A 26134-nucleotide genomic window follows, 5' to 3' on the forward strand; every position below is an offset into this window, starting at 1 on the left:
TTACAAACCTGTACCGGCCTCATCGCCGGCAAACCGGCCCACAGGTATCAAGGATAGTGGCGTACCTGTAGGCGCCGGCTTGCCGGCGATGAGGCCGGTATGGCGAAGCTATCAGTTTCAGGAAAACTCGAACGGCTCCAGCTGAAAGCCCTGCGCATCCACCTGCAGGGTCCAGCCGCGACGGTCCCAATCGCCCAGCACGATGCGCCGGGCAGGCTCCCCGTTCACCACCAGCTTGTGGATCGCCGGCCGGTGAGTGTGGCCATGCACCAGCGTTTTCACGCCATGTGCCGCCATCACCGCTGGTACTTCTTCTGGTGTGACATCGACAATTTCGGTGGCCTTCATGCGCGTTTGTGCACGGCTTTCGTTACGCAGCTTGCGCGCCAGCTTTTGCCGGGTGGCAAGCGGCAAGTGCCGCAGAATCCACAGGCTCAACGGGTTGCGCAGATAACGGCGCATTTTCATGTAACCGATGTCGCGGGTGCACAGGGTGTCGCCATGCATCAGCAAAACCTGCTCGCCGCCCAGGCTGATCACGCTGGGGTCGGCCAGCAGGGTGCAGCCGGCGGCCTTGCAGAAAGCCTCGCCAATCAGGAAGTCACGGTTGCCGTGCATCAGGTACACGGCGGTGCCGCTGTCGCTCAGCTGGCGCACGGCCTGGCAGATCGACTGCTGGAACGGCGTCATGGCATCGTCGCCGATCCAGGCTTCGAAGAAGTCGCCGAGGATGTACAGCGCCTTGGCATGGCGTGCGCGGCCGTCGAGCAGATCAAGAAACGCCCGGGTAATGTCCGGGCGTTCTTCTTGCAGATGCAGATCAGAGATCAGCAGTATCACTCAACGATCTCGGCTTTCTCGATGATCACGTCGTCTTTTGGTACGTCCTGGTGGCCAGCCTTGGAACCGGTGGCGACCTTTTCGATGGCGTCGACGATTTCACGGCCTTCGGTCACTTCGCCGAATACCGCGTAGCCCCAGCCCTGGGTGTTCTTGCCGCTGTGGTTGAGGAAGTCGTTGTCGGAGGCGTTGATGAAGAACTGGGCCGAGGCGGAGTGCGGCTCCATGGTGCGGGCCATGGCGATGCTGTACTTGGTGTTCTTCAGGCCGTTGTCAGCTTCGTTCTGGATGCTGGCGCGGGTTTTCTTCTGGCTCATGCCCGGCTCGAAGCCGCCGCCCTGGATCATGAAACCCTTGATCACACGGTGGAACACGGTGCCATCGTAGTGACCGTCCTTGACGTACTGAACGAAGTTTTCCGTGGTGAGCGGCGCTTTCTCGGCGTCCAGTTGCAGGACGATAACGCCGTGGTTGGTGGTCAGTTTGACTTTGGACATGCTGGAATTCGCTCTTTCAAGGCATTCGGGAATTAGGGTGCGCAGTGCGCCTGTAGTCACCTGACGCAGGATCGGGCGACCGCGACACATGGCGCGCACTGGCCATTTTGCCAGGCCGCGACAAAAAGCTGCGATAAAATCACGGCAGTTTGTCCGAGCCTGGCTGTCAGCAGCTTGACTGCTTCGGCTATGATAGGCCCTTTGATTCAATCGGCCTACCCAGGCCGGACACGTGCATTCAAGGATCCTATGAGCAAGCCCACTGCCGACAACGCGCCCAACGCCGCTGCCAAAGGCGCCCCCGCCGTCCCTGCGAACTTCCTGCGGCCGATCATCCAGGCCGACCTGGACTCGGGCAAGCACAGCAGCATCGTCACTCGTTTTCCGCCGGAGCCCAATGGCTACCTGCACATCGGCCATGCCAAGTCGATCTGCGTCAACTTCGGCCTGGCCAAGGAGTTCGGCGGCGTCTGTCACCTGCGCTTCGACGACACCAACCCGGCCAAGGAAGACCAGGAGTACATCGATGCCATTCAGCGCGACGTCAAATGGCTGGGCTTCGACTGGGCCGGCGACGTGCGTTATGCCTCGAACTACTTCGACCAGTTGCACGACTGGGCCGTTGAACTGATCAAGCGTGGCAAGGCCTATGTCTGTGACCTGACCCCAGATCAGGCCAAGGCCTACCGTGGCAGCCTGACCGAGCCAGGCCAGAACAGCCCGTTCCGTGAGCGCAGCGTTGAAGAGAACCTCGACCTGTTCGCACGCATGAAGGCCGGCGAGTTCAAGGATGGCGAGCGCGTGCTGCGTGCCAAGATCGACATGGCCTCGCCGAACATGAACCTGCGCGACCCGATCCTGTACCGCATCCGTCATGCCCACCACCACCAGACCGGTGACAAGTGGTGCATCTACCCCAACTACGACTTCACCCATGGTCAGTCCGATGCCATCGAAGGCATCACCCACTCGATCTGCACCCTGGAGTTCGAAGGCCATCGGCCGCTGTACGACTGGTTCCTCGACAACCTGCCGGTACCGGCGCACCCGCGTCAGTACGAGTTCAGCCGCCTGAACCTGAACTACACCATCACCTCCAAGCGCAAGCTCAAGCAGCTGGTCGACGAGAAGCACGTCAGCGCCTGGGACGATCCGCGCATGTCGACCCTGTCGGGCTTCCGTCGTCGCGGTTACACCCCGGCCTCGATCCGCAACTTCTGCGAGATGGTCGGTACCAACCGCTCCGACGGTGTTGTCGACATGTCGATGCTCGAATTCAGCATCCGTGACGACCTCGACCGCACCGCGCCTCGGGCCATGTGCGTACTGCGCCCGCTGAAAGTGGTCATCACCAACTACCCTGAAGGCCAGGTCGAGCAGCTCGAACTGCCGCGCCATCCCAAGGAAGACATGGGCGTACGCGTACTGCCCTTCGCCCGCGAACTGTACATCGACCGCGACGACTTCATGGAAGAACCGCCAAAGGGCTACAAGCGCCTGGAACCGGCCGGTGAGGTGCGCCTGCGCGGCAGCTACGTGATCCGCGCCGACGAAGCGGTAAAGGACGCCGAGGGCAACATCGTCGAGCTGCGCTGCTCCTACGACCCGGACACACTGGGCAAGAACCCCGAGGGCCGCAAGGTCAAGGGCGTGATCCACTGGGTGCCGGCAGACGCCAGTGTCGAATGCGAAGTGCGCCTGTACGATCGCCTGTTCCGCTCGCCGAACCCGGAAAAGGCCGAGGAGGGCGCCAGCTTCCTCGACAACATCAACCCGGACTCGCTGCAAGTGCTGACCGGCTGCCGTGCCGAGCCGTCGCTGGGCCAGGCGCAGCCTGAAGACCGCTTCCAGTTCGAGCGCGAAGGCTACTTCTGCGCCGACCTCAAGGACAGCCAGCCGGGCCGCCCGGTGTTCAACCGCACCGTCACCCTGCGTGACTCCTGGGGCAGCTAAGGAACCACCGTGCTTACCATTTACAACACGCTGAGCAAAACCAAGGAAGTCTTCAAGCCGCTCGATGGCAACAAGGTGCGCATGTATGTGTGCGGCATGACCGTGTACGACTATTGCCACCTGGGCCATGGCCGCAGCATGGTGGCCTTCGACCTGGTCACCCGCTGGCTGCGCAAGAGCGGCTATGAGCTGACCTACGTGCGCAATATCACCGACATCGACGACAAGATCATCAACCGGGCCAACGAGAACGGCGAAACGTTCGACGCGCTGACGGCCCGCATGATCGATGCGATGCATGAGGACGAACGGCGCCTGAACATCCTCAAACCGGACCAGGAACCGCGTGCCACCGACCATATCGCCGGCATGCACGCGATGATCCAGACCCTGATCGACAAGGGCTACGCCTACGCGCCGGGCAATGGCGACGTGTACTACCGGGTCGGCAAGTTCGTCGGCTACGGCAAGCTGTCGCGCAAGAAGATCGAGGACCTGCGCATCGGTGCCCGCATCGAGGTCGACGAGGCCAAGCAGGACCCGCTCGACTTCGTGCTGTGGAAGGGCGTCAAGCCGGGCGAACCGTACTGGGATTCGCCCTGGGGCCCAGGCCGTCCGGGCTGGCACATCGAGTGCTCGGTGATGTCCACCTGCTGCCTGGGCGAGAGCTTCGACATCCACGGTGGCGGCAGCGACCTGGAGTTCCCGCACCACGAGAACGAAATCGCCCAGAGCGAAGCGGCGACCGGCAAGCAGTACGCCAACGCCTGGATGCACTGCGGCATGATCCGCATCAATGGCGAGAAGATGTCCAAGTCATTGAACAACTTCTTCACCATCCGTGACGTGCTCGATGTGTATCACCCGGAGGTGGTGCGCTACCTGCTGGTGGCCAGCCACTACCGCAGTGCCATCAACTACTCCGAAGACAGCCTGCGTGATGCCAAGGGTGCCCTGGAGCGCTTCTATCACGCGCTGCGTGGCTTGCCACGTGTGGCGGCCAAGGGTGGTGAGGCATTCGTCGAGCGCTTCAGCGTGGCGATGAACGACGACTTCGGCACCCCCGAAGCCTGCGCCGTGCTGTTCGACCTGGTGCGCGAAATCAACCGCCTGCGCGACAGCGACCCGGATGCGGCTGCCGGCCTGGCCGGTCGCCTGCGTGAGCTGGGTGATGTGCTGGGTGTACTGCAGCTGGAGGCCGATGACTTCCTGCGTGCAGGGGCCGAGGGCAAGGTCGATGCGGCTGAAGTGGAAGCACTGATCCAGGCGCGCCTGCAGGCGCGTGCCGATAAGAACTGGGCAGAATCCGACCGTATCCGCGACCAGCTGACCGCCATGGGCGTGGTGCTGGAGGATAGCAAGGGCGCGACCACCTGGCGTCTGGCTGACTGATGATGTGAAGGGGCCGCTTTGCGGCCCCATCGCCGGCAAGCCGGCTCCCACAGGTATTGCGCAGGGCTTGAAGGTTGTGCTGTCGTAGTGAGAGCCGGCAAGCCGGCGACAGGTATTGCGCAGGGCTTGAAGGTTGCACTGTCGTAGTGAGAGCCGGCAAGCCGGCGACAGGTATTGCGCAGGGCTTGAAGGTTGTGCTGTCGTGGTGGGAGCCGGCTTGCCGGCGACAGGTATTGCGCAGGGCTTGAAGGTTGTGCTGTCGTAGTGAGAGCCGGCAAGCCGGCGACAGGTATTGCGCAGGGCTTGAAGGTTGCACTGTCGTGGTGAGAGCCGGCAAGCCGGCGACAGGTATTGCGCAGGGCTTGAAGGTTGCACTGTCGTGGTGAGAGCCGGCAAGCCGGCGACAGGTATTGCGCAGGGCTTGAAGGTTGCACTGTCGTGGTGAGAGCCGGCAAGCCGGCGACAGGTATTGCGCAGGGCTTGAAGGTTGCGCGGTCGTAGTGAGAGCCGGCAAGCCGGCGAAAGGTATTGCGCAGGGCTTGAAGGTTGTGCTGTCGTGGTGGGAGCCGGCTTGCCGGCGATGGGCTGCATAGCAGCCCCCGCTTTTACCTGGGCAACCCCGGCAACGGGCAATGCAACACCAGCTTAGCCCCACCCAGCTCACTGTCACCCACCTCCAGCCCAAACCCATGCAGGTCGACGATCGCCGCAACGATCGACAAACCCAGCCCGAACCCGGGGTGGCGGTGGCCTTCCTCGCTGCGATAAAAGCGCTTCAGCACGGCAGTGCGCTCTTCTTCCGCAATCCCAGGCCCACTGTCCTCGATAGCGATATGCACGCCTGCTTCGTCCTGCGTAGCCGTAATGGCCACCTGGCCACCTTCTGGCGTGAACTTGATGGCATTGCCCACCAGGTTGGCCAGCGCTTCGAACAGCAACTCGCGGTCCCCATGCAGCGCCGGCAAGTGCTCAGGCTGTTGCAGCTGCAGGCGAATACCGCCATCTTCGGCCAGGGGCAGGTAGAAATCATGCAACTCCACCAGCAGCTCACGCGGGGCCAGCTGAACGAAGCCAGCGCGGCGCTGGCGATCCTCCAGTTCACTGATGCGCAACAGGCCGCGAAAACGTGCCATCAGGGTATCGGTTTCGCCGATGGCCTGGTCCAGTGCCTCGGCTTGTGCGGAGTCCAGCCCGGTTTGCTGGCGGATGCGGTACAGCTGTGCACGCAGGCGGGTGAGTGGTGTGCGCAGGTCGTGGGCAATGTTGTCGCACACGCCCTTGACCTCATGCATCAGCCGTTCTATCCGGTCAAGCATGGCGTTGACGATGGCGGCCAGCATGTCCAGCTCGTCGCGCCGGGCCGACAGCGGCAGGCGGTGGGTGAGGTCGCCGGCGACAATCAGTTCAGCCTGCGCCTGTATGGCCCGAATGCGTTTCAAAGGCCTGCGGCGCAGCAGGTACCAGCCGGCGAAGCCAGGGATAAGTGTCAGCGATATGCCCCATAGCAAGGCGTGCAGGATGATGCGCGTCACCACGAACAATGAGCCATTGTCGCGCAGCAGTACCAGCCAGCGGCCGTCCTGAACCTTGATTGCCACCGCGTCGCAGCTGTCACGCGGCATGTGCGGGTCATCGGCGTCCAGGCACCGCTCGAGTTCATGCACCTTGCCGTCCAGCCCGAGTTCCGGCGGAATTGCACGGATACGCCCGCCGATCGGGTTGAGCTGGGCGTCGAACAGGCCGTAGGCATCAAAGGCGCGCTCCTCGAACGCCTGGCTGGCGATCAGCGCGTCGTCCAGCTGCTTGCCGCTCATGTGCGCGAACAGGTGCTGGCGCTGCAGCATGGAGTGGCGGGTCAGCTTGTTCAGGTAGCTGGACACCTCGAAGTACAGCACCCCCATGAGGATGCTGCTCCAGGCCACGAAGAGGAAGCTGTACAGCGCCAGCAGGCGGCTGGTCGAGGAGCTCCAGCCCTTAGACGGGTTCAGCAATGGCATAGCCGGAGCCCCGTACGGTACGGATCAGCGGCGACTGCCCGGGGGCATCGATCTTCTTGCGCAGGCGGCCGATATGCACATCGATCAGGTTGGTGCCAGGGTCGAAGTGGTAGCCCCAGACTTCCTCGAAGATCATCATCCGCGTGATCACCTGGCCGCTATGGCGCATCAGGTACTCCAGCAGCTTGTACTCGGTGGGCAGCAGGTTGAGCGTCTGTTCGCCGCGGCGGGCCTCATGGCTGATCAGGTCCAGTTGCAGGTCGGCGACCTGCAGTCGGGTCTGGGTCATCGGCACGCTATTGCGCCGCAACAGCACTTCCACCCGTGCGGCCATCTCGTCGGAGGCGAATGGCTTGGTCAGGTAGTCGTCGCCACCGGCACGCAGGCCTCGCACACGCTCATCGACGTCGGACAGCGCGCTGATCATCAGGATGGGCGTTGCGATTTTCAGGTTGCGCAGGGTGGTGACGATGGTCAGGCCATCGACCTCTGGCAGCATGCGGTCCAGGGTGATCAGGTCGTAGCCGCCGCCGATGGCCTTGGCCAGGCCTTCACGGCCATTGTCAGCCCAATCCACTTCCAGACCGTGGCTGGTGAGTTCGGCGACGATTTCCTGGCCGGTGACGGCGTCGTCTTCGATGGTCAGTACGCGTGGCATGCTGGTTCCTGGGCGTCTAGTGGAGGCTTGATTGTGCCAAAGAATAGACTGCCGGGAATTTAAGAAAAATTCATCTGGCTGCAGTTCGTTTGCTGCGGGGCAAACTGTCTTGCTCAACGTCTAAAGATGACGCAATCCCTGTGGGCCGGCTTGCCGGCGATGGGGCCGGAACGCTCAGCCAAAAAAAGGGGCATGCCAGCGTCTGACATGCCCCGTGGTTCAGCGTGGCGCGATGGCTCAGGCGACCTTGACGATCCAGCCCGCCGGCGCTTCGACGTCGCCACTCTGGATACCTGTCAGCTCGTTGTAGAGCTTCTGGGTGACCGGGCCCACCTTTTCCAGGTCGTGGAACACGTGCAGCTTGCCGTTGTACTCGATGCCACCGATCGGGGTGATCACCGCGGCGGTACCGCAGGCACCGGCTTCGATGAAGCGGTCGAGCTTGTTGATTTCAACGTCGCCTTCGATCACGGTCAGGCCCAGGCGCGAGGACGCCAGTTCCATCAGCGACAGGCGGGTGATGCCTGGCAGTACCGAGGCCGATTTCGGCGTGATGAATTCATTGTTGGCGGTGATGCCGAAGAAGTTGGCCGAACCAACTTCCTCGATCTTGGTGTGGGTCAGCGGATCGAGGTAGATGGCGTCGGCGAAGTTGGCCTTCTTGGCTTCAGCGCCTGGCTGCAGGCTGGCTGCATAGTTGCCGCCGACCTTGGCGGCGCCGGTGCCTTGCGGGGCGGCGCGGTCGAAGCTGGAAATCTGGAAGTTGTGCGGCTTCATGCCGCCTTTGAAGTACGAGCCAACCGGGATGGCGAATACCGAGAAGATGAACTCGGGGGCGGTGCGCACGCCGATGTTGTCGCCGGTGCCGATCACGAATGGGCGCAGGTAAAGGGCACCCTTGCCGTGTGGCGGGACGAATTTCTCGTTGGCCTTGACCACTTGCTTGCAGGCCTCGATGAACACATCGGTCGGCACGTGCGGCATCAGCAGGCGGGCGCAGCTGCGCTGCATGCGGGCGGCGTTCTGGTCAGGGCGGAACAGGTTGATCGAGCCGTCCTTGCAGCGGTAGGCCTTCAGGCCTTCGAAGCATTGCTGGCCATAGTGCAGGGCAGTGGAGCCTTCACTGATGTGCAGCACGTTGTCTTCGGTCAGGGTGCCTTTGTCCCACTCACCATTGCGCCATACGGACAGGTAGCGCTTGTCGGTCTTGATGTAGTCGAAACCCAGCTTGTCCCAGTTAATGCTTTCGTTACTCATGACACCCTCGATTGTCTTGCAAGTGCCCGATCGCTCGGGCTGCTGTTATATGCGCACCTCGTCACGATAATACATCCGCTGCGGATCGGGAACGGCCAGTCACGAATTGGCGGCTATCTGGCTCATGGTGACGCCGATGGCAGGTGCAGGTAAGCGTCCAGCGCCAGTTGCTGGAGAAACACTGGATCATGGGAAGCCACCAGCATCGCCCCCTGAAACTGCCGTAGCATGGCCTCCAGCGCTTCAAGCGACGGCAGGTCCAGATGGTTGCCGGGCTCATCGAGCAACAGCAGGTCCACGCCGCGTTTGCGATAAAGCACACCAGCCAGCGCTGCCTTGAGCCGCTCGCCGCCGCTGAGCAAACTGCTGGGCAGCTCGATGCGTGCGGCATCGAGGCCCAGTTGAGCGAGCCGTATGCGCAGAACGCCGGATGGCAGCGTCGGGTTAGCCTCGCGCAGGTGTGCCAGAACGGTCTGCTGCCCGGGTAGTGAACTGCAGTGCTGGTCGAGCATCGCGACTTCGCCGCTCATCCGAACGCGGCCGGCCTGGAAGGGCAGCCCTTCGCACAGCACCTGAAAGAGTGTTGACTTACCACTACCGTTGGTACCGACCAGTCCGAGCCGTTGGCCCAGGCAAAGGCGCAGGTCGATCGGCTCGGTACTGCCGCGCGGCAGCACAAGCCCCTGCAGTGCCAGCACTTCGCGACCAGGGTGCGATTGAGGTGTCGGCGCATGAAGAATGATCGCGCTGTCCCGCTCTACCTGGCGCGCCGCTTGCTGCACCTGCGTTTGCAGGGCCTGCAGGGCATCGTGGTGATCGCGACGCTGTTTGCCAGCCGTGACCTGGCTACGTTGCTGCTGGCGGTCGATGAGTATCTTGGCCTGGTTGGCGTGCTTGGCGTGGTGGCTGGCACGTGACTGGTGGCGCTCAAGGCGCTCCCGTTGTTCGTGCAACGTTTTGGCGGTGAGCTGGCGCTCATGCTTTGCGCGGACCAGTTGTTGCTGAGCCTGTTCGCGTTGTTCGGCCTTGCGCTTGGCATAGAAGCTGTAAGGACCCCCAAATGCCTGCAAGCCAAGGCTCGACAGTTCGACGATGCGCGACATGTGTTCGAGCAAGCCACGGTCATGGCTGATAACCAGCAAGCCCCGGTCCCAAGCCGTGATCATGGCCATAAGCTGAGCGCGGCCTTCGCTGTCCAGGTGGTTGCTGGGCTCGTCCAGGATCAGGTAATCGCTATCGCTGAGCCAGGCACCGAGCAGGGCGACGCGCATAGCCTGGCCGCCGCTGAGCTCGGCAGCGGGGTAATCGGGGGTGAGGTGACCCAGGCCGTGGCGATCCAGCAGGATGTGCAGCCGCTCACGAATGTCCCATTGATCGCCCACAGTGTCGAAATCGTAAAGGTCGATGCTGCCTTTTTCGATACTTTGCAACGCAGCGATCACCTGCCCGACCTGGGCTAGATCGGCGACGGTGGTACTGTGCCGGATCACTTGCTGGCCCAGGTGATGAACCCTGCCATGGCGCGAGCAACGGCCGCTGCTGGGCAAACGCTGGCCGGCGAGTATCTGCCCGAGCAGGCTTTTGCCCACGCCATTACGCCCGACCATGCCGGTCGGGCGTTGGTCAAAGCACGCGTTGAGGTTGGTAAACAGTGGCTTGCCATTGGGCAAAAACAGGGAGACGCTGTCCAGCGTCAGGAACGACGTATTCGTCATGCACAACTCCACTCATGCCGCGACATCTCCGGAGCAAACCAGAGGCTGAAGGCTGGCCGTCGAAGGGACGGCGGCATCAATGGCGCATTGGACGAATACCTCCTGTAGTGAGATGCAAGAGCCTAGCGCAAAGGCGAGGGGAGGTAAATCACCGCTCGCCTGTTGGCCTCAACGCCCCTGCAAGCGCTTGTTCCAGTCGCCTGCGTGGCTTCGTTCGCAGGCTTCTTCACTGTCGAAGCGCACATGCCATGCCGGGTGATCCAGCCTTATACCTGCCTCGTCGAGCGCCTGGGCTGTCAGTTTGAGCATGTGTGCCTTCGCATCACTCGCCAGCGCTGCGGCCTTGTCCACCTCGCGCTCGAATACCCAGGTAATGCGCAAGCTGGCAGGGAACTGATCAGGGTCCAGGCGATGTGTCAGCCAGCTGAACCCGACGATTTGCGCCTTGGCCGTTTCGCAGGCGTCGGTCAGGCACGCCACCAGTTCACGCTCAAGGCGCGCCAATTCGCGTTTGCCCAATGCTTTCATTGCGCGGCCTCGTCATCGATCTGCTGGCAGAAACGCAACAGGTTACCGAACGGGTCACGTATCTGCATCTGCAGGCCCCAGTCGACACGCTCGGCCTGAGGGCGGGCGTAACCATACTGTTTGTCGAGCAGTTCACGTTCCAGCGCCAGCAGTTCGTCGGTACGGGCAAACACCGTCGAGCCTGGGCACGCGTCGCCGTGATGCTCGCTCAGGTGCAGGACCAGGCCTTCGCGGTGGATTTGCGCATACAAAGGCAGGTCCGGGCTGAAGCGGTGCTCCCAGTCCAGGGTGAAGCCGAGGAAATCGAGGTAGAACTCCTTGGCCTTTTCGACCGAGAAAATGCGCAGGATGGGGATGGCAGGGGCGAGAGGCATGGCTGTTCCTTGGCCGTGGGCGGTACTCAAGTGGATTGCCAGTCTACTGATTGTCACGGCGGACTGTCTTGTTCGCGGCGCAATACCCTGGCTGATTCGAGCACCGAAACAGGGCTGGTGAGTGCCCTCGTGTCGTGCGTCATGACCCGGCATGCCCCACGCCAGAGCCTCGCGCAATATGTTTCATGTGGCTTCACCTGCGTAGTTGGCCCGCAAACTGCTATATCCCAGCCAATCGAATTTGATCGAGTGGGCAAGCCTGCAGCACGTCAGTGCGCGGCGGTGATCCTTTTAACGGCCGCCAGGCCGTGGATATCAGGGGCTATAGGATGTTGCTGGCCGAGCGCGTCGAACAATCTGAACAGGATGCAGGCTGGAGTGCCCACCTGCAGTTGCGCTTTGTCGAGCGTGGTGGTGTGACTCGTCTTGGTGCGCGCCGACATTTCGGCCCGCTTTTGGTGCAGCGACCGTTCTACCCGGAAGGTGCGCCGTGCCACGTCTATGTGCTGCACCCGCCAGGGGGCATCGTTGCCGGTGACCGCCTGGAGCTGGATATTCAGCTAGAGCCTGGCAGCCATGCATTGCTGACCATGCCCGGCGCCAGCAAGTTTTATCGAAGTATCGGCCCAACCGCGTGGCTGACCCAACGTTTCCATCTGCAAGCGGGCAGCACCCTGGAGTGGCTGCCCCAGGACAGCATTTTCTTTTCCGGTGCTCGCGCCAGCCTCGACAGCCGCTTCACCCTTGAGCCCGGTGCCCGCCTGCTGGCTTGGGAAACGCTGTGCCTGGGCCGCCCGGTGATGGGCGAGCGATTCGATCAGGGCGCGCTGGACAGCCGTCTGAGCATCGAGTTGCCCGATGACCCTGGCTTGTGCGAACGCCTGCGCATCACCGGTGGCCAGCTCGACAAGCTCGGCGGCCACCCGTTGCTCGCTACCTTCTGTGCGTCCCCGGCAGACCCATCCGTGCTGGAAAGGGTGCGGCCTCTGCTCGAGGAACTGAAAACGCCCGCCGGCGCCACCTTGCTGGGTTCGCTGCTGGTGATTCGCCTGCTGGACCACGACAACCAACATCTGCAACACACCCTGCAGCGCCTCTGGCACGTGCTGCGGCCGGCCGTTCTCGGCCTGCCGGCGTGCCCGCCGCGCATCTGGGCCACCTGAGAGAGCGCCATGGAGCTGACCCCGAGAGAGAAAGACAAACTGCTGCTGTTCACCGCCGCACTGTTGGCGGAACGGCGCCTGGCCCGTGGCCTGAAGCTCAACTACCCGGAGGCGGTGGCGCTGATCAGTGCCGCCGTGCTCGAAGGCGCCCGTGATGGCCGCACGGTAGCCGAGCTGATGAGCCTGGGCCGCGAAGTGATCGGCCGCGATCAGGTCATGGACGGTGTTCCCGAGATGCTCCATGACGTGCAGGTCGAAGCCACCTTCCCTGACGGTACCAAGCTGGTGACCGTACATGACCCCATCGTCTGACCTGGCCGAGGAGCCCAGCATGATCCCAGGTGAAATCCAGGTCGCCGCCGGCGACATCGAACTCAACGTCGGCCGTGCAACGGTCAGTGTCAAAGTGGCCAATCATGGCGACCGGCCGGTGCAGGTGGGCTCTCATTACCATTTTTACGAGGTCAACGAGGCACTGGTGTTCGACCGCGAGCCTAGCCGCGGCTTTCGCCTCGACATCCCGGCCGGCACTGCCGTGCGCTTCGAGCCGGGCCAGGCGCGTACCGTGCAATTGGTAGCCTACGCCGGCAAGCGCGAGGTGTATGGCTTTCAGGGCAAAGTGATGGGCGCACTGGAGGGCCAGGCATGAGCCGCATTTCGCGTCGGGCCTATGCCGACATGTTCGGCCCTACCGTTGGCGACCGCGTGCGCCTGGCCGACACTGCCCTGTGGGTGGAGGTCGAGAAGGACTTCACGGTTTACGGCGAAGAGGTCAAGTTCGGCGGTGGCAAGGTCATCCGCGACGGCATGGGGCAGGGCCAGATGCTTGCAGCCCAGGCCATGGACCTGGTGCTGACCAACGCCCTGATCATCGACCACTGGGGCATCGTGAAAGCCGATATCGGCGTCAAGCACGGGCGCATCGCTGCCATCGGCAAGGCCGGCAACCCTGACGTGCAACCGGGCGTCACCGTGCCGGTCGGCCCGGGCACCGAAGTGATCGCGGCCGAAGGCAAGATCGTCACCGCCGGGGGCATCGATTCGCACATTCACTTCATCTGCCCGCAACAGGTGGAAGAGGCGCTGACCAGTGGCGTCACCACGTTCATCGGCGGCGGCACCGGGCCGGCCACCGGTACCAACGCCACCACCTGCACCCCGGGGCCCTGGTACCTTGCGCGCATGCTCCAGGCGGCCGACAGCCTGCCGATCAACATCGGCCTGCTGGGCAAGGGCAATGCTTCGCGACCTGAAGCGCTGCGCGAGCAGATCGCTGCAGGCGCGGTGGGCCTGAAGCTGCACGAGGATTGGGGGTCTACCCCGGCAGCCATCGACTGCTGCCTGAGCGTCGCCGAGGAAATGGACATCCAGGTGGCGATCCACACCGATACCCTCAACGAATCCGGTTGCATTGAAGACACCCTGGCCGCCATCGGTGATCGCACCATCCATACCTTCCACACCGAAGGGGCCGGCGGCGGCCATGCACCCGACATCATTCGCGCGGCGGGGCAGGCCAACGTGCTGCCGTCCTCGACCAACCCGACCCTGCCCTATACGGTCAACACCGTTGATGAACACCTCGACATGCTGATGGTCTGCCACCACCTGGACCCGAGCATCGCCGAGGACGTGGCGTTCGCCGAATCACGCATCCGCCGTGAAACCATCGCCGCCGAGGACATCCTGCACGACATGGGCGCATTCGCCATGACCTCGTCCGACTCCCAGGCCATGGGCCGCGTCGGCGAGGTGGTGCTGCGCACCTGGCAAGTCGCCCACCAGATGAAAGTGCGCCGCGGCCCGCTGGCGCCGGACAGCAGCTACAGCGACAACTTCCGGGTCAAGCGCTACATCGCCAAATACACCCTCAACCCTGCGCTCACCCATGGTATCGCCCATGAGGTGGGTTCGGTGGAGGTGGGCAAGCTGGCTGACCTGGTGCTGTGGTCGCCGGCTTTCTTCGCGGTCAAGCCGGCGCTGGTCATCAAGGGCGGGATGATCGTCACAGCGCCCATGGGCGACATCAATGGCTCGATCCCGACGCCACAGCCAGTGCATTACCGGCCCATGTTCGGCGCGCTCGGTGCGGCCCGCCATGCCACGCGCATGACCTTCCTGCCCCAGGCCGCCATGGACCGTGGCCTGGCCCAGGAACTGGGTTTGCAGAGCCTGATCGGTGTGGCCCACGGCTGCCGCCGGGTGCGCAAGGCCGACATGGTCCACAACACCTTGCAACCGGTGATCGAAGTCGATTCGCAGACCTACCAGGTGCGCGCCGACGGCGAACTGCTGGTTTGCGAGCCGGCCAGCGAACTGCCGCTGGCCCAGCGTTATTTCCTGTTCTGAAGGAGCGAAGATGATTGTCCTGAACCGCCGGATCGATGCATCCGACACTATCACCGGCACCGTTACCCTGGACGTCGACAGCCGTATCAAGAGCCGCCTGCGCGTAACCCTCGACGATGGCCGCGAGGCCGGCCTGATGCTCGAACGCGGCCACCTGCTGCGCGGTGGCGAACTGCTGGCCGACGCCGCCGGCAGCCAGGTGGTGCGCGTACTCGCAGCGCCCGAGGCAGTATCGACCGTGCGCTGCAGCGACCCGCACCTGCTGGCGCGTGCCGCGTACCATCTGGGCAACCGCCACGTCCCCCTGCAGATCGAGCCGGGCCTGCTGCGTTACCAGCACGACCACGTACTCGACGACATGCTGCGCGGCCTGGGCCTGACGGTCGAGGCCGAGCAGGCGCCGTTCGAGCCGGAAGCCGGTGCCTACCAGAGCGCACCGCATAGCCACAGCCACAGCCATGCGCATGATCACCCCTTCGTGCGCCTGCCAGCCCACTCCTGAACTGCCCCTTGGAGCCCACAATGAAAAAAACGCTCGCCCTTGCCCTGCTGCTGGTTGCGCTGCCGGCCTTCGCCCACCCGGGCCATGACAGCAACCCGCTGCACGATGGCCTGCTGCATCCGCTGACCGGCCTTGACCACTTGTTGATGCTGTTGGGGACTGGCGTGCTGGCGGCCTTGACCCGGCGCAACCTGGCCTTGCCGCTGGCAACCCTGGCAGCAATGTTCGCTGGTGCGCTATGCGGCCACCTGTTCGGTGATGTGCTGGGTATGGAAACCATGATCGCCGTGTCGGTGCTGGTGGCTGGCGTTGCCGTACTGCTGCCTAGCCGGCAGTTGCTGCTGGCGCTGGCCATGCCGGTGTTTGCCCTGTTCCATGGCTGGGCCCACGGCGTGGAAGCCACACCCAGCGCCTTCTGGCTGTTCAGCGCCGGTTTCGTCACCGTGAGCGGCTTGCTGCTGGTAGTGGGCTTCGCTGTCGGTTGCCTGCTGCGCCGCCATAGCGCCCTGCAGAAAGCCTTTGGCGGCGGCATGCTTGCCGGCGCCGCTGTTGTGCTGGCCGGTTGATGAACAGCGATCTGGCACTGCTGCGCTTGTTGCAGCTGGCCAGCCCCGGCTTGCCGGTGGGTGGCTTTACCTACTCGCAAGGCCTTGAATGGGCCGTCGAGGCGGGCTGGGTGCGTGACATCAAAAGCTTCAGTGCCTGGCAGCGCGAGCAGATGCACGACACCCTCGCTTACCTGGACTGGCCGGTGCTGGCGCGCCTGTACCACGCGTGCAAGGCCGATGATGCCGACGCGTTTGCGCGCTGGAGCCGCTTTCTGCTGGCCAACCGCGAAACCGCCGAGCTGCGCCTGGAAGAGCAGCAGCGTGGCGCGGCCCTGGCACGCTTGCTCGATGGCTGGCAGCTGGGCCAGGCCCCGGCCTGGCGCCCAAGCCTTGAGCTCAGCCAGTTGGGCGGCATGGCCTGGCTGGCCGTGCACTGGTCGATCCCGTTGCGCCAGCTTGCCCTCGGGCATGCCTTCGCCTGGCTGGAGGGCGCGGTCATGGCTGGGGTCAAACTGGTGCCCTTCGGCCAGCAGGCGGCCCAGACCCTGCTGCGCGACCTGGGCGAGATACTGCCCGGCGTCATCGACCAGGCCCTGGCGCTTGGCGACGACCAGCTCGGTGGCGGCCTGCCGCTATTGGCCATTGCATCATCGCGTCACGAAACCCAATACACCCGTTTGTTCCGTTCTTGAGGACTGCCTTAATGCAAAGCTATCAGCAACCCCTGCGCGTCGGCGTCGGCGGCCCGGTCGGCTCCGGCAAGACCGCGCTGCTCGAATGCCTGTGCAAAGCCATGCGTGATCACTACCAGATCGCCGTGGTCACCAACGACATCTACACCAAGGAAGACCAGCGCATCCTCACCGAGGCTGGCGCCCTGGAGCCCGAGCGCATCGTTGGCGTCGAAACCGGTGGCTGCCCGCACACCGCCATTCGCGAGGATGCCTCGATGAACCTTGCAGCAGTGGAAGCGCTGGCACGCAAGTTCGGCAACCTTGAAGTGATCTTCGTGGAGAGCGGTGGCGATAACCTTAGTGCTACCTTCAGCCCAGAGCTGGCCGACCTGACCATCTACGTGATCGATGTCGCCGAAGGCGAGAAGATCCCGCGCAAGGGCGGCCCCGGCATCACCAAGTCCGATTTCCTGGTGATCAACAAGACCGACCTTGCGCCCTACGTCGGCGCCTCGCTGGAGGTGATGGAGCGCGATACACAGCGTATGCGCCCGGAGCGCCCTTGGACTTTCAGCAACCTGAAGAAAGGCGAGGGCCTGCAGGCGGTGATCGATTTCATCGTGGAGCGGGGGATGCTGGGGGTGAGGGGCTGAGGTCAAGCACTTCGACGCGGTTGCGGCCGCTGTGCTTGGCCTTGTATAGCTGCTCGTCGGCTTGCTTGAGCACGCTGTCGGCCTGTTGTGTATCGGGCCGGCGGCAGGCTACGCCAATCGACACGCTAAGCTTGCCCACATGGGGTGAGTCAGCCTGTTCGACTGCGCTGCGGATCCGTTCGGCAATGCGCCGGGCATCGGCCAGGCCAGTGTCCGGCAGCAGCATGGTGAATTCCTCGCCGCCGACCCGGCAGGGCAGGTCATCCTGGCGTGAATTGTGACGCAGCAGCTCGGCGAGGTGCTTGAGCACCTCGTCGCCAGCATCGTGGCCAAAGGTGTCGTTGACCCGTTTGAAGTGGTCGATGTCCAGGGCCAGCACGGCGAATGCTCTAGAGCTTTGCATCAAGGCATCCAGCGCCAGCTGCATGGCACGCCGGTTGGCAAGGCCGGTGAGGGCATCACTCTGAGCCTGCTGGCGCAGCTTGCCGAATTTTTCCTGCAGCAATTGCTCGCCTGTCAGCAAGGCGCGGCGGATGGCTGCGACCTCTACGTACCACGCGTCGATACGGCGCAGCTGTTCGCCGGTCTGGGTGGCGGACAGGTGACTGGCGCTGTGTGCCAGTTGGCGTAACGGCAAGGTCAGGCGGTAGGTCATCCATAGCATCAACAGCAAGCCGATAATGCTGACCGGCAGGATATAAAGCAGCACCTTGCGGGTCATTTCGCCCAGTGGTGCCAAGGCCAGATCCCGCGGTGTCTGGACCACCACTGCCCAGTGCGCTTCAGGCACCGGGGCAAAGCCTGCGAGCATGGGAACGCCGATATAGTTGGGCACTTCAAGGGTGCCTGCCTCGCCACGCAAGGCCGCGCTGATCGTCGGGCTGCTGCTGACCTGGGTGCCAATGCGCGCATGGTCGGGGTGGTGCAGCAGGCGTCGATTGGCGTCGGCGACGAAAGCGAAGGTACCGTCCTGCTGGTAGTGCAGGCCAATCAACGTATGCAGTGCGCTTTCTTTCTTGAGGAACACCGAACCGCCGACAATGCCCAGGTAACGGCCATCGGCGGCAAAGACCGGCTGCGAAACGAATATCACCAGTTCGCCCCCCCGCGAGGTGTAGGCGGAACTGACCCACGGCTGACGGGCTTGCACGGCTTGGCGGATTTCACCGGAGTGCTGGTGGTGGCTGGTGACCTGTTCAATGTTCGGATAAGCCACCAGCACCTGACCTTGGGCGTTGACGATGACGATGGAGTTGAAGTCCTTGTCCTGCACCTGCAGGCGCTTGGCTTCCTTTTTCAGCATGGTCATGTCGTCCAGGCCACCGTCCAGTTGCCCGGCGGTGTAGGACAGGTGGTTGTGTGCCGAGCGCAGGAACTCGTTGATATCCGATGCCAGTTTGCTCGCATAGGCTTGGTTGGCCTTCAGCTCAAGGTCTACCAAGGCGCGGTGCTGCACCCGGTAGGCGACAGCGAGGGTGTTGCACAGGGTTGCCAGGCACGCCAGCACGACAATGCCGACAACCAGGGTTCGTAGGTGGAACATGGGCAAGCGCTTGAGCATGGGGGGCCTGTAATGCAAGGGCGACGGGCTCAAGTATGGCCGTATTCTGCCGAACTGCAGCCATTGTGCCGCCTGGGCTGTTCAGCCATGGCACAGGCGGCACTGTGGCGTGTTCAGTCATGGCAGCAATGAGGTTTGCCGGGCTGGCCTTCGTAGCGATCGTGATGCCGCACCCAATCCATGGTGCCTGCCTCGTTGCGCCCCAATGGCGCGATGTCGAGGAAATTGTAGGTATTGACCAGGATGTCGAGCCCGCGGGCATAGGTGGAGTAGGTATGAAAGATTGTGCCGTCCGGCTCCCGGTAGAAGGCGCTCAACCCAGGCAGCTCGCTTTCGTTGCCGGTATAGGGTTCGTAGTTGTATTGGCTGTTGCCTTCAGTGGCGACACTGACGCCGAAATCTTCATTGAAACTGCTGCCGTTTGACGAGTACCAGGGAAAACGCCAGCCCATGCGCTGGCGAAATGCCTGGAACTCAGCGTGGGGGGCACGCGAAACGGCGACCAGCGAAACATCGTGATGCGCCAGGTGCAGGTTGGCACCGTCGAAATGGTCGGCGAGGAACGAGCAGCCTGGGCAACCTTCGCTCCAGCCTTCGGCGAACATGAAGTGGTAGACCAGCAATTGGCTGCGCCCGGCGAACAGGTCGGCGAGGCTCAGCTGGCCGTCCGGGCCTTGAAAACGGTAGGGCTGTTCCAGCTTGACCCAGGGCAGGGCGCGGCGGGCGGTGGCCAGCTCGTCGCGCTGGTGGGTGAAGGCCTTTTCATGCAGCCATAGCTGACGGCGGGCGGCCAGCCATTGGCTGCGCGAGACGATGTCGGGCTTTTGAGGGTTCATGAGGATGACTCCGCACGGGGGTTCAAGTGTGGTCGAGCGGGGCGGGGTGAGATCGACAGCAGGCCCTGTTGCTGCGACGAATGGTTGTGCGCCGCGCCACCCCAGTCACACCATGAGGCTCAATCGCCACACTGCATCGCTTCAATGACCTCCCACAACCGTGGATCGTCAAAATCATCCACCACCAGCCTGGCCCCCGCAGCCATCAGCCGTTCTGCCGTCTGTGTAGTCGCCACCCCCACGGTGAAGATCCCGGCACCGCTCGCCGCGTTCACGCCCGGCAACGAATCCTCGAACGCCAGCGCTTGCTCGGCCGTTGCCCCCAGGCGCTGCAGGCCGGTCAGGTACGGCAGCGGGTCAGGCTTGGGCCGTTCCAGCTCTTCGGCCACCAGTACATGCTCGAAGTGTGCGCCAAGGCCCATTGCATTGAGCATGTGCTCGGCATTGAGCCGGGGTGCATTGGTCACCACGCACATGTCGATACGGCTCGCCTGGGCATAGTCCAGCAGGCGCAGCAAGCCCGGCATGGGTTCAAGGGCAGGGGCCAGCTCGCGGAACAGTGCTTCCTTGCGATCAGCCAGCGCCAGGCATTCATGCGCGCCGGCGTTTGGAAACAGCTCGGCAAACAATGGCCCATTGGCCCGGCCACTGATCTGCGAATCGAACTGGGCCTGGGTCAGTTCACGGCCGTCATGGTCGCGCAACAACTGACGGAAGGCCTGCAAATGCAGGGTGTCGGTGTCGGTAAGGGTCCCGTCGAGATCGAACAGCAGTGCAGTCAGCATCAGGCATCCAGGCAGTAGAAAACTCATGTCAGGGGATGATAACCAAACCTGGCGACGAAGGGGGCTGTTCAGCCTTCGACGAAAAGAGTACAAATGTGCTCCATGGACAATCTCACCCCCAAACGCCGCGCAATCCTCGACTTCATCCGTGAACGCATCACCGATCATGGCCAGCCGCCGAGCCTTGCCGACATCGCCATCCGCTTCGGCTTTGCCTCACGCAGCGTTGCGCGCAAGCACATCACTGCCCTGTGTCAGGCCGGCTACATCGACGTCACGCCCAACCAGGCACGGGGCATCCGCCTGGCCGCACCCTTGCGCCGCCCGGAAATTCTCGAAGTGCCCGTGTTGGGCCAGGTGGCTGCAGGCGCGCCGATTGGCCCCGACCTTGGCATTCACGAGCAGTTGCTGATTGACCCCAGCCTGTTCCGACGCACACCGGACTACCTGCTCAAGGTGCGCGGCGACTCCATGATCGATGACGGTATCTTCGACGGTGACCTGGTGGGCATCCGCCAGCAAGGCGAGGCCCGTGATGGCCAGATCGTGGTCGCCCGCCTCGACGGTGAGGTCACCATCAAACGCCTGCAACGCCAAGCGGGCGGCTACCGGCTGCTGCCACGCAACCCTGCCTATGCGCCGATCGATGTGGGGCCTGAGCGCGAATTCTTCATCGAAGGCGTGTTCTGCGGCCTGTTGAGGCGCGACTGATGGGCGCGGTGGTCGATCTTGACCGGTTGCTGGACCAGCGCCAGGTCTGGCGCGGCCGGCAGGCCCGGGTACGGCCGACCGGGTTGCAGCCCACTGGCCATGCGGCGCTTGATCAACGGTTGCCGGAGGGTGGCTGGCCCGCGGCTGCGCTGAGCGAGTTGCTGCTGGCCAGCCCCGGGTGTGGCGAACTGCAACTGCTGTGGCCCTCGTTGGCCCGGCTGACCGCCGATAGCGGGCGAGTGGTGCTGGTGGCGCCCCCTTTCATTCCCTACGCACCGGCCTGGCAAGCGGCCGGGGTGGACTTGCGCTGGCTGGTCCAGGTCGATGCCGAACAGGCCGACGCGCTCTGGGCTGCCGAGCAGTGCCTGCGCTCTGGCAGTTGCGCCGCCGTGCTGTGCTGGCCGGAGCGTGCCGATGACCGTGCGCTGCGGCGCTTGCAGGTGGCGGCAGAAACCGGGCAGGCGCTGGCTTTTGCCTGCAGGCCGCAACAGGCCGCGCACAATCCATCACCGGCCGCGGTGCGCATCGCCATCGACGCGCGGCCCGCACAATGGCGTGTGCTCAAGTGCCGGGGCGGTTTACCGCCGGCTGCAGCCATAGCCTGTGCCGGGCAGGGTTGATGCAACATGCTCTGGGCCTGCATCTTATTGCCACAGTTGGCGCTGGACTCGATCCTGCGTGAACGCGATGACGCCGATGCGCCACTGGTGCTGATTGGCGGGCCTGTGCAGCGGCGTGTGGTGCAAGCCGTAAACCCCGCTGCGGCGGCGCTCGGTCTGCGCGCTGGGCTAACCCTGACGGCCGCCCGCGCCTTGGCCGACGGTTTCACCTGTGTTGAAGCAGACCCGGCGCGCATCGAGCAACTGCAGCAATTGCTGGCGGCCTGGGCCTACCGCTTCAGTGCCCAGGTCAGCCTGCACTACCCGCGTGCCTTGTTGCTGGAAGTGGGCTCCAGCCTGCAACTGTTCGGCCCCTGGCCGGTATTCGAGGCGCGCCTGCGCGGGGAACTCGCAGCCCTGGGGCTGCGTCAGCGGATTGTCCTGGCCACCAACCCGGTGGCGGCGCGCATGCTTGCCAACGGCCATGACGGGCTGGCATTGAGCTGCCCGCAAGAAACCCGGGCGGCGCTTGCGCGCATGCCCATTGCGCGGGTGGGTTTACCGCAGGACGCCGCCGAAGCGTTCGCCCGCATGGGGCTGCATCAGCTCGGCCAGGTACTGGCCTTGCCGCGTGATGCATTGGCCAGGCGCTTCAGTGCCCAGGTCCAGTTGCACCTGGACCAGTTGCTGGGCCTGCGTACGCTTGGCTTGGGTTTCTATCAGCCGCCGGACCGTTTCGAAACGCGACTGGAGCTCAACTTCGACGTCGAATCGCACCAGGCGTTGCTGTTCCCGTTGCGGCGCATGCTCAACGACCTGGCCGCTTTCCTCGCCGGGCGAGACTGCGGTGTACAGCGGTTTTGCCTGTACCTGGAGCACGCCGAGGGGCCGGACACGCAACTGCAGGTCGGCTTACTGGCTGCAGAACGTGATGCGGCAATGCTCTTCGAGCTGGCGCGCGGGCGCCTGGAGCCTCTGCGCATTCCGGCACCGGTGCGTAAACTGCGCCTGGTGGCCGATGACTTGCCGGCTTTCGTGCCCCAGCACCACGCGCTGTTCGACCCACGCGCCCAGCAGGCCCAACCCTGGGAGCAACTGCGTGAGCGCTTGCGTGCCCGGCTTGGCGACGACGCGGTCAAGGGCCTGCGCGCTGAAGCCGACCACCGCCCCGAATGTGCCTGGCAGTCCGCCGAGCAAGGCGGGCAGGGCAGCCTGCCCGCCTTGCCTGGGAGCCGCCCAGGCTGGCTGTTGCCCCAGCCAATGGCACTGGACGCCAGCGTTCACAGGGTGCTGGGCCAGGCCGAGCGTATCGAGTCGGGCTGGTGGGATGGCGGTGATGTGCGCCGCGACTATTACCGCATCGAAACCCGAGAAGGCCTGCGCGGCTGGGCCTATCGCGACCTGGCCCAGCCCGGCCCCTTGTGGCTGCAGGGCTGGTTCGCATGAGCGCACCGGGCTACGCCGAACTGCATTGCCTGTCCAACTTCAGCTTCCAGCGCGGTGCATCCAGCGCCGAAGAGCTGCTGCGCCGGGCTCGGGAACAGGGTTACCAAGCCCTGGCGATTACCGATGAGTGCACCCTGGCCGGCATCGTGCGTGCCTGGCAGGCTGCCAAAGCGCAGCAGATACGCTTGATCGTCGGCAGTGAAGTGCGCCTGCACGACGGCCCGAAGCTTGTGTTGCTGGTACAGGACCTTAGTGGTTACCAGAACCTGTGCGCCTTGATTACCCGCGCCCGTCGGCGAGCGGAGAAGGGCAGCTACCAATTGTTCCGTGACGACCTGCGCGAACTGCACCAAGGGCTGCTGGCGTTATGGCTTGCCGAGGACTCCAGCGACCTGGTCACCGGCCAGTGGCTGCATGCCCTGTTCGGCGAACGCTTGTGGCTGGGTGTGCACCTGCATCGGGGCAGCGATGACCAGGCCCGCCTGGCCCGGCTGCGCGGCCTGGCTGGGCAACTGGGCATTCGCGCCGTGGCCTGCGGTGATGTACACATGCACATACGCGGCCGGCGGGCCTTGCAGGATTGCATGACCGCTATCGGCCAGCATTGCAGCGTCGCCGAGGCAGGTCGGTTTCTCTTCGCCAATGGCGAGCGTCACCTGCGTACGCTCGAGCAACTGGCCGAGCTTTATCCGCCCGACCTGCTGAGCGAAACACTCTGCATTGCCGAACGCTGTCAGTTCGACCTCGGTGAATTGCGCTACCAGTATCCGCGTGAACTGGTGCCCGAGGGGCAAACCCCGGCCAGTTGGTTGCGCCAGCTGTGCGAGCGTGGCCTGGCGCAACGCTGGCCGTCGGGGCCGAGCGACAAGGTGCGCGAGGTGCTGGCCAAGGAGCTGGCCTTGATCGCAGAGCTTGGCTACGAAAGCTACTTTTTGACCGTGCACGATATCGTCGCCTTTGCCCGCAGCCAGCACATCCTTTGCCAGGGCCGCGGTTCGGCAGCCAACTCGGTGGTGTGTTTCGTGCTGGGTATCACCGAGCTCGACCCGATGAAGCATCGTCTGCTGTTCGAGCGTTTTCTGTCACGCGAGCGCAACGAGCCACCGGACATCGACGTCGACTTCGAGCACGATCGTCGCGAAGAAGTGATCCAGTACGTGTTCCGGCGTTATGGCCGGCACCGCGCAGCGCTCACCGCAGTGGTCAACACCTATCACGCCGCTGGCGCGGTGCGTGATGTCGCCCGTGTGCTGGGTTTGCCTGCCGATCAGGTCGATGCCCTGGCCAAGTGCTGTGGCCGCTGGAGCGATCGCATCCCGGACGAGCAACGCCTGGCCGAGGCCGGCTTCGAGCCCGGCAGCCCTTCGTTGCGGCGCATTCTGGTGCTGGCCGCGCAGCTGATAGGTTTTCCCCGTCATCTGTCTCAGCACCCAGGCGGCTTCGTCATTTCCGAGCAACCGCTGGACCACCTGGTGCCGGTCGAAAACGCCGCCATGGCTGAACGCACGGTCATCCAGTGGGACAAGGACGACCTGGACATGGTCGGCCTGCTCAAGGTCGACGTGCTCGCCCTGGGTATGCTCAGTGCCTTGCGCCGCTGTTTCGACCTGCTGCAGCAGCACCGGGGCCGGCACCTGACCCTGGCGACGATCCCCCCCGAAGACCCGGCCACCTACGCGATGATCAGCCGCGCTGAGACCATGGGCGTGTTCCAGATCGAATCACGCGCTCAGATGGCCATGCTGCCGCGGCTCAAGCCCACCACCTTCTATGACCTGGTAATCGAAGTCGCGATCGTGCGCCCGGGGCCGATTCAGGGCGACATGGTCCACCCCTACTTGCGCAGGCGCTTGAAGCAGGAGCCGGTGACCTACCCATCGCTCAAGCTCAAGGAAGTCTTCGAGCGCACCTTGGGCGTGCCGCTGTTCCAGGAGCAGGTCATGGAACTGGCCATGGTGGCGGCAGACTACAGCCCCGGCGAGGCTGACCAGTTACGCCGCAGCATGGCCGCCTGGAAGCGCCATGGCGGCCTGGAGCCACACCGCGAACGGCTGGTGCAGGGCATGCTGCGCAACGGCTACGACCTTGCGTTTGCCGAGCGCATATTCGAGCAGATCAAGGGTTTTGGCAGTTATGGCTTCCCGGAATCGCACGCGGCCAGTTTCGCCTTGCTGTGCTATGCCAGCAGTTGGCTCAAATGCCATGAGCCGGCGATTTTCACCTGTGCGCTGGTCAATAGCTGGCCGATGGGCTTCTACAGCCCCGACCAACTGTTGCAGGAGGCACGCCGCCAAGGGATCGAGGTACGGCCGGTGGATGTAGGCCACAGCCAGTGGGATTGCACACTGGAGCCAGTCGCCGAGGGTGCCTTGGCCATCCGCCTGGGGTTGCGGCAGATCCGCGGTTTCGCCGAAGCCGATGCTCGGCGGCTCGAAGCGGCGAGGGCGGTCAGGCCGTGGCGCGATGTCGAGGACCTGTGCTTGCGTGCCGGCCTCGACAGCAAAGCCCGCGCCCGGCTGGCCGATGCCGGTGCGTTGCGCGCCCTGGCACATGATCGCCACCAGGCACGCTGGCAGGTCGCGGCGGTGCAGCCGCAACTGCCCCTGTTCGCCGAACTGCAGGCAACGCCCGAAGCCGCGGTGGCATTGCCTGTGCCTACTGTCGGCGAAGACCTGGTGGCCGACTACGCCACCTTGGGCACCACGCTGGGGCCCCACCCGCTGACGTTGCTGCGCCAGCGCCTTCGGGTGCTGGGCTGTCGCAGCTCGCAGGAACTGGCGGGCGTTGAGCATGGCGATGCAGTCGCCGTGGCTGGGCTGGTGGTGGGGCGGCAACGGCCACAGACCGCCAGCGGGGTGACGTTCGTGACCCTTGAGGATGAATTCGGCATGGTCAATGTGGTGGTTTGGCGCGAGCTAGCCGAACGGCAGCGGCGCGCGCTGGTGGGGTCTCAATTGCTCAAGGTGAGTGGCCGCCTGGAACAGGCGAACGGGGTGCGGCACCTGATTGCACGGCGGTTGGAGGATGTCAGTGTGTTGCTGCAGGGGCTGGATGTGAGGAGCCGGGACTTCCATTGATTTGGCCGGCGAACGGGCT

Annotated in this window: 25 protein-coding genes; 14 read left to right on the forward strand and 11 right to left on the reverse strand. The window is 63.9% G+C overall.

The window, feature by feature from the left end; translation table 11 throughout:
- Positions 1-117 precede the first annotated feature (117 nt).
- Positions 118-840 (reverse strand): UDP-2,3-diacylglucosamine diphosphatase, encoded by a 723-nt coding sequence (locus tag JOE27_RS03055; RefSeq protein WP_115275026.1) that lies wholly within the window; start codon positions 838-840, stop codon positions 118-120.
- Complete coding sequence (locus tag JOE27_RS03060) at positions 837-1337, reverse strand: peptidylprolyl isomerase (RefSeq protein WP_039603152.1); 501 nt, start codon at positions 1335-1337, stop codon at positions 837-839. Before JOE27_RS03060 ends, JOE27_RS03055 begins: the two co-directional genes overlap by 4 nt.
- A gap of 249 nt (positions 1338-1586) precedes the next feature.
- On the opposite strand from JOE27_RS03060, the gene JOE27_RS03065 reads away from it, so the two are divergent.
- The gene (locus JOE27_RS03065; RefSeq protein ID WP_125923037.1) at positions 1587-3290 is read left to right on the forward strand and encodes a glutamine--tRNA ligase/YqeY domain fusion protein; all 1704 of its coding nucleotides are present in this window, start codon (positions 1587-1589) and stop codon (positions 3288-3290) included.
- Between the two features lie 9 nt (positions 3291-3299).
- Positions 3300-4682 (forward strand): cysteine--tRNA ligase, encoded by a 1383-nt coding sequence (gene cysS, locus JOE27_RS03070; RefSeq protein WP_039603150.1) that lies wholly within the window; start codon positions 3300-3302, stop codon positions 4680-4682.
- Positions 4683-5287: 605 nt separating this feature from the next.
- Here cysS and JOE27_RS03075 read toward each other — a convergent pair.
- The 6 genes from JOE27_RS03075 to JOE27_RS03100 form a co-directional block, all read right to left on the reverse strand.
- Positions 5288-6679 (reverse strand): HAMP domain-containing sensor histidine kinase, encoded by a 1392-nt coding sequence (locus JOE27_RS03075; RefSeq protein ID WP_204917831.1) that lies wholly within the window; start codon positions 6677-6679, stop codon positions 5288-5290.
- Positions 6657-7337 carry a response regulator transcription factor gene (locus JOE27_RS03080; RefSeq protein ID WP_046787707.1) on the reverse strand — a complete coding sequence of 227 codons (681 nt, stop codon included), beginning with the start codon at positions 7335-7337 and terminating at the stop codon, positions 6657-6659. The genes JOE27_RS03075 and JOE27_RS03080 overlap by 23 nt, the downstream gene beginning before the upstream one ends.
- A 237-nt stretch (positions 7338-7574) precedes the next feature.
- A complete protein-coding gene (locus JOE27_RS03085; RefSeq protein WP_039602754.1) occupies positions 7575-8594 on the reverse strand; it encodes a branched-chain amino acid aminotransferase in 1020 nt (339 codons plus the stop codon).
- 122 nt (positions 8595-8716) lie between these two features.
- Positions 8717-10309 (reverse strand): ATP-binding cassette domain-containing protein, encoded by a 1593-nt coding sequence (locus JOE27_RS03090; RefSeq protein ID WP_204917833.1) that lies wholly within the window; start codon positions 10307-10309, stop codon positions 8717-8719.
- Positions 10310-10477: 168 nt separating this feature from the next.
- A complete protein-coding gene (locus JOE27_RS03095; protein ID WP_115275021.1) occupies positions 10478-10837 on the reverse strand; it encodes a hypothetical protein in 360 nt (119 codons plus the stop codon).
- Positions 10834-11211, reverse strand: coding sequence for a glyoxalase superfamily protein (locus tag JOE27_RS03100; RefSeq protein ID WP_161871478.1), 378 nt, complete (start codon positions 11209-11211; stop codon positions 10834-10836). The genes JOE27_RS03095 and JOE27_RS03100 overlap by 4 nt, the downstream gene beginning before the upstream one ends.
- Positions 11212-11540: 329 nt before the next feature.
- On the opposite strand from JOE27_RS03100, the gene JOE27_RS03105 reads away from it, so the two are divergent.
- Genes JOE27_RS03105 through ureG form a run of 8 tightly spaced genes read left to right on the forward strand, consistent with a single transcriptional unit; the run spans position 11541 to position 17100 of the window.
- On the forward strand, positions 11541-12374 hold the full coding sequence (locus JOE27_RS03105; protein ID WP_125923039.1) for an urease accessory protein UreD: 834 nt from the start codon (positions 11541-11543) through the stop codon (positions 12372-12374).
- Positions 12375-12383: 9 nt separating this feature from the next.
- Positions 12384-12686, forward strand: coding sequence for an urease subunit gamma (locus tag JOE27_RS03110; RefSeq protein WP_046787702.1), 303 nt, complete (start codon positions 12384-12386; stop codon positions 12684-12686).
- Positions 12687-12705: 19 nt separating this feature from the next.
- Positions 12706-13023, forward strand: a complete 318-nt coding sequence (locus tag JOE27_RS03115) for an urease subunit beta (protein WP_039602758.1) — start codon at positions 12706-12708, stop codon at positions 13021-13023.
- Positions 13020-14723 carry an urease subunit alpha gene (gene ureC, locus JOE27_RS03120; protein ID WP_012314277.1) on the forward strand — a complete coding sequence of 568 codons (1704 nt, stop codon included), beginning with the start codon at positions 13020-13022 and terminating at the stop codon, positions 14721-14723. Before JOE27_RS03115 ends, ureC begins: the two co-directional genes overlap by 4 nt.
- 10 nt (positions 14724-14733) lie before the next feature.
- On the forward strand, positions 14734-15225 hold the full coding sequence (ureE, locus tag JOE27_RS03125) for an urease accessory protein UreE (protein ID WP_039602760.1): 492 nt from the start codon (positions 14734-14736) through the stop codon (positions 15223-15225).
- Positions 15226-15245: 20 nt separating this feature from the next.
- On the forward strand, positions 15246-15791 hold the full coding sequence (locus tag JOE27_RS03130; protein WP_046787700.1) for a HupE/UreJ family protein: 546 nt from the start codon (positions 15246-15248) through the stop codon (positions 15789-15791).
- On the forward strand, positions 15791-16465 hold the full coding sequence (locus tag JOE27_RS03135) for an urease accessory UreF family protein (RefSeq protein WP_046787699.1): 675 nt from the start codon (positions 15791-15793) through the stop codon (positions 16463-16465). Before JOE27_RS03130 ends, JOE27_RS03135 begins: the two co-directional genes overlap by 1 nt.
- Positions 16466-16476: 11 nt before the next feature.
- Entirely contained in the window at positions 16477-17100 is a 624-nt protein-coding gene (gene ureG, locus JOE27_RS03140; protein WP_119688944.1) for an urease accessory protein UreG, read from the forward strand.
- Here ureG and JOE27_RS03145 read toward each other — a convergent pair.
- The 3 genes from JOE27_RS03145 to JOE27_RS03155 all read right to left on the reverse strand — a co-directional run bounded on the left by JOE27_RS03145 (position 17063) and on the right by JOE27_RS03155 (position 20282).
- Positions 17063-18643, reverse strand: coding sequence for a sensor domain-containing diguanylate cyclase (locus JOE27_RS03145; RefSeq protein ID WP_237858316.1), 1581 nt, complete (start codon positions 18641-18643; stop codon positions 17063-17065). The two genes, ureG and JOE27_RS03145, sit on opposite strands and share 38 nt — an antisense overlap.
- Positions 18644-18774: 131 nt before the next feature.
- Positions 18775-19497, reverse strand: coding sequence for a DUF899 family protein (locus JOE27_RS03150; protein ID WP_204917835.1), 723 nt, complete (start codon positions 19495-19497; stop codon positions 18775-18777).
- 119 nt (positions 19498-19616) lie between these two features.
- The gene (locus JOE27_RS03155) at positions 19617-20282 is read right to left on the reverse strand and encodes an HAD-IA family hydrolase (RefSeq protein WP_174141488.1); all 666 of its coding nucleotides are present in this window, start codon (positions 20280-20282) and stop codon (positions 19617-19619) included.
- Between the two features lie 93 nt (positions 20283-20375).
- Here JOE27_RS03155 and lexA point away from each other — a divergent pair, with 93 nt between their 5' ends.
- The 4 genes from lexA to JOE27_RS03175 are packed head-to-tail and all read left to right on the forward strand — an operon-like array spanning position 20376 to position 26115.
- Positions 20376-20993, forward strand: coding sequence for a transcriptional repressor LexA (gene lexA, locus JOE27_RS03160; RefSeq protein WP_174141489.1), 618 nt, complete (start codon positions 20376-20378; stop codon positions 20991-20993).
- Entirely contained in the window at positions 20993-21613 is a 621-nt protein-coding gene (gene imuA, locus JOE27_RS03165; RefSeq protein ID WP_046787694.1) for a translesion DNA synthesis-associated protein ImuA, read from the forward strand. The genes lexA and imuA overlap by 1 nt, the downstream gene beginning before the upstream one ends.
- 6 nt (positions 21614-21619) lie before the next feature.
- Positions 21620-23038, forward strand: a complete 1419-nt coding sequence (locus JOE27_RS03170) for a DNA polymerase Y family protein (RefSeq protein ID WP_115275014.1) — start codon at positions 21620-21622, stop codon at positions 23036-23038.
- Positions 23035-26115: an error-prone DNA polymerase gene (locus JOE27_RS03175; protein ID WP_204917837.1), complete on the forward strand. Its 3081-nt coding sequence runs from the start codon at positions 23035-23037 to the stop codon at positions 26113-26115. Before JOE27_RS03170 ends, JOE27_RS03175 begins: the two co-directional genes overlap by 4 nt.
- Positions 26116-26134: the final 19 nt, after the last annotated feature.

The sequence above is a fragment of the Pseudomonas sp. M5 genome, assembly GCF_016907075.1.
GTDB lineage: Bacteria > Pseudomonadota > Gammaproteobacteria > Pseudomonadales > Pseudomonadaceae > Aquipseudomonas > Aquipseudomonas putida_E.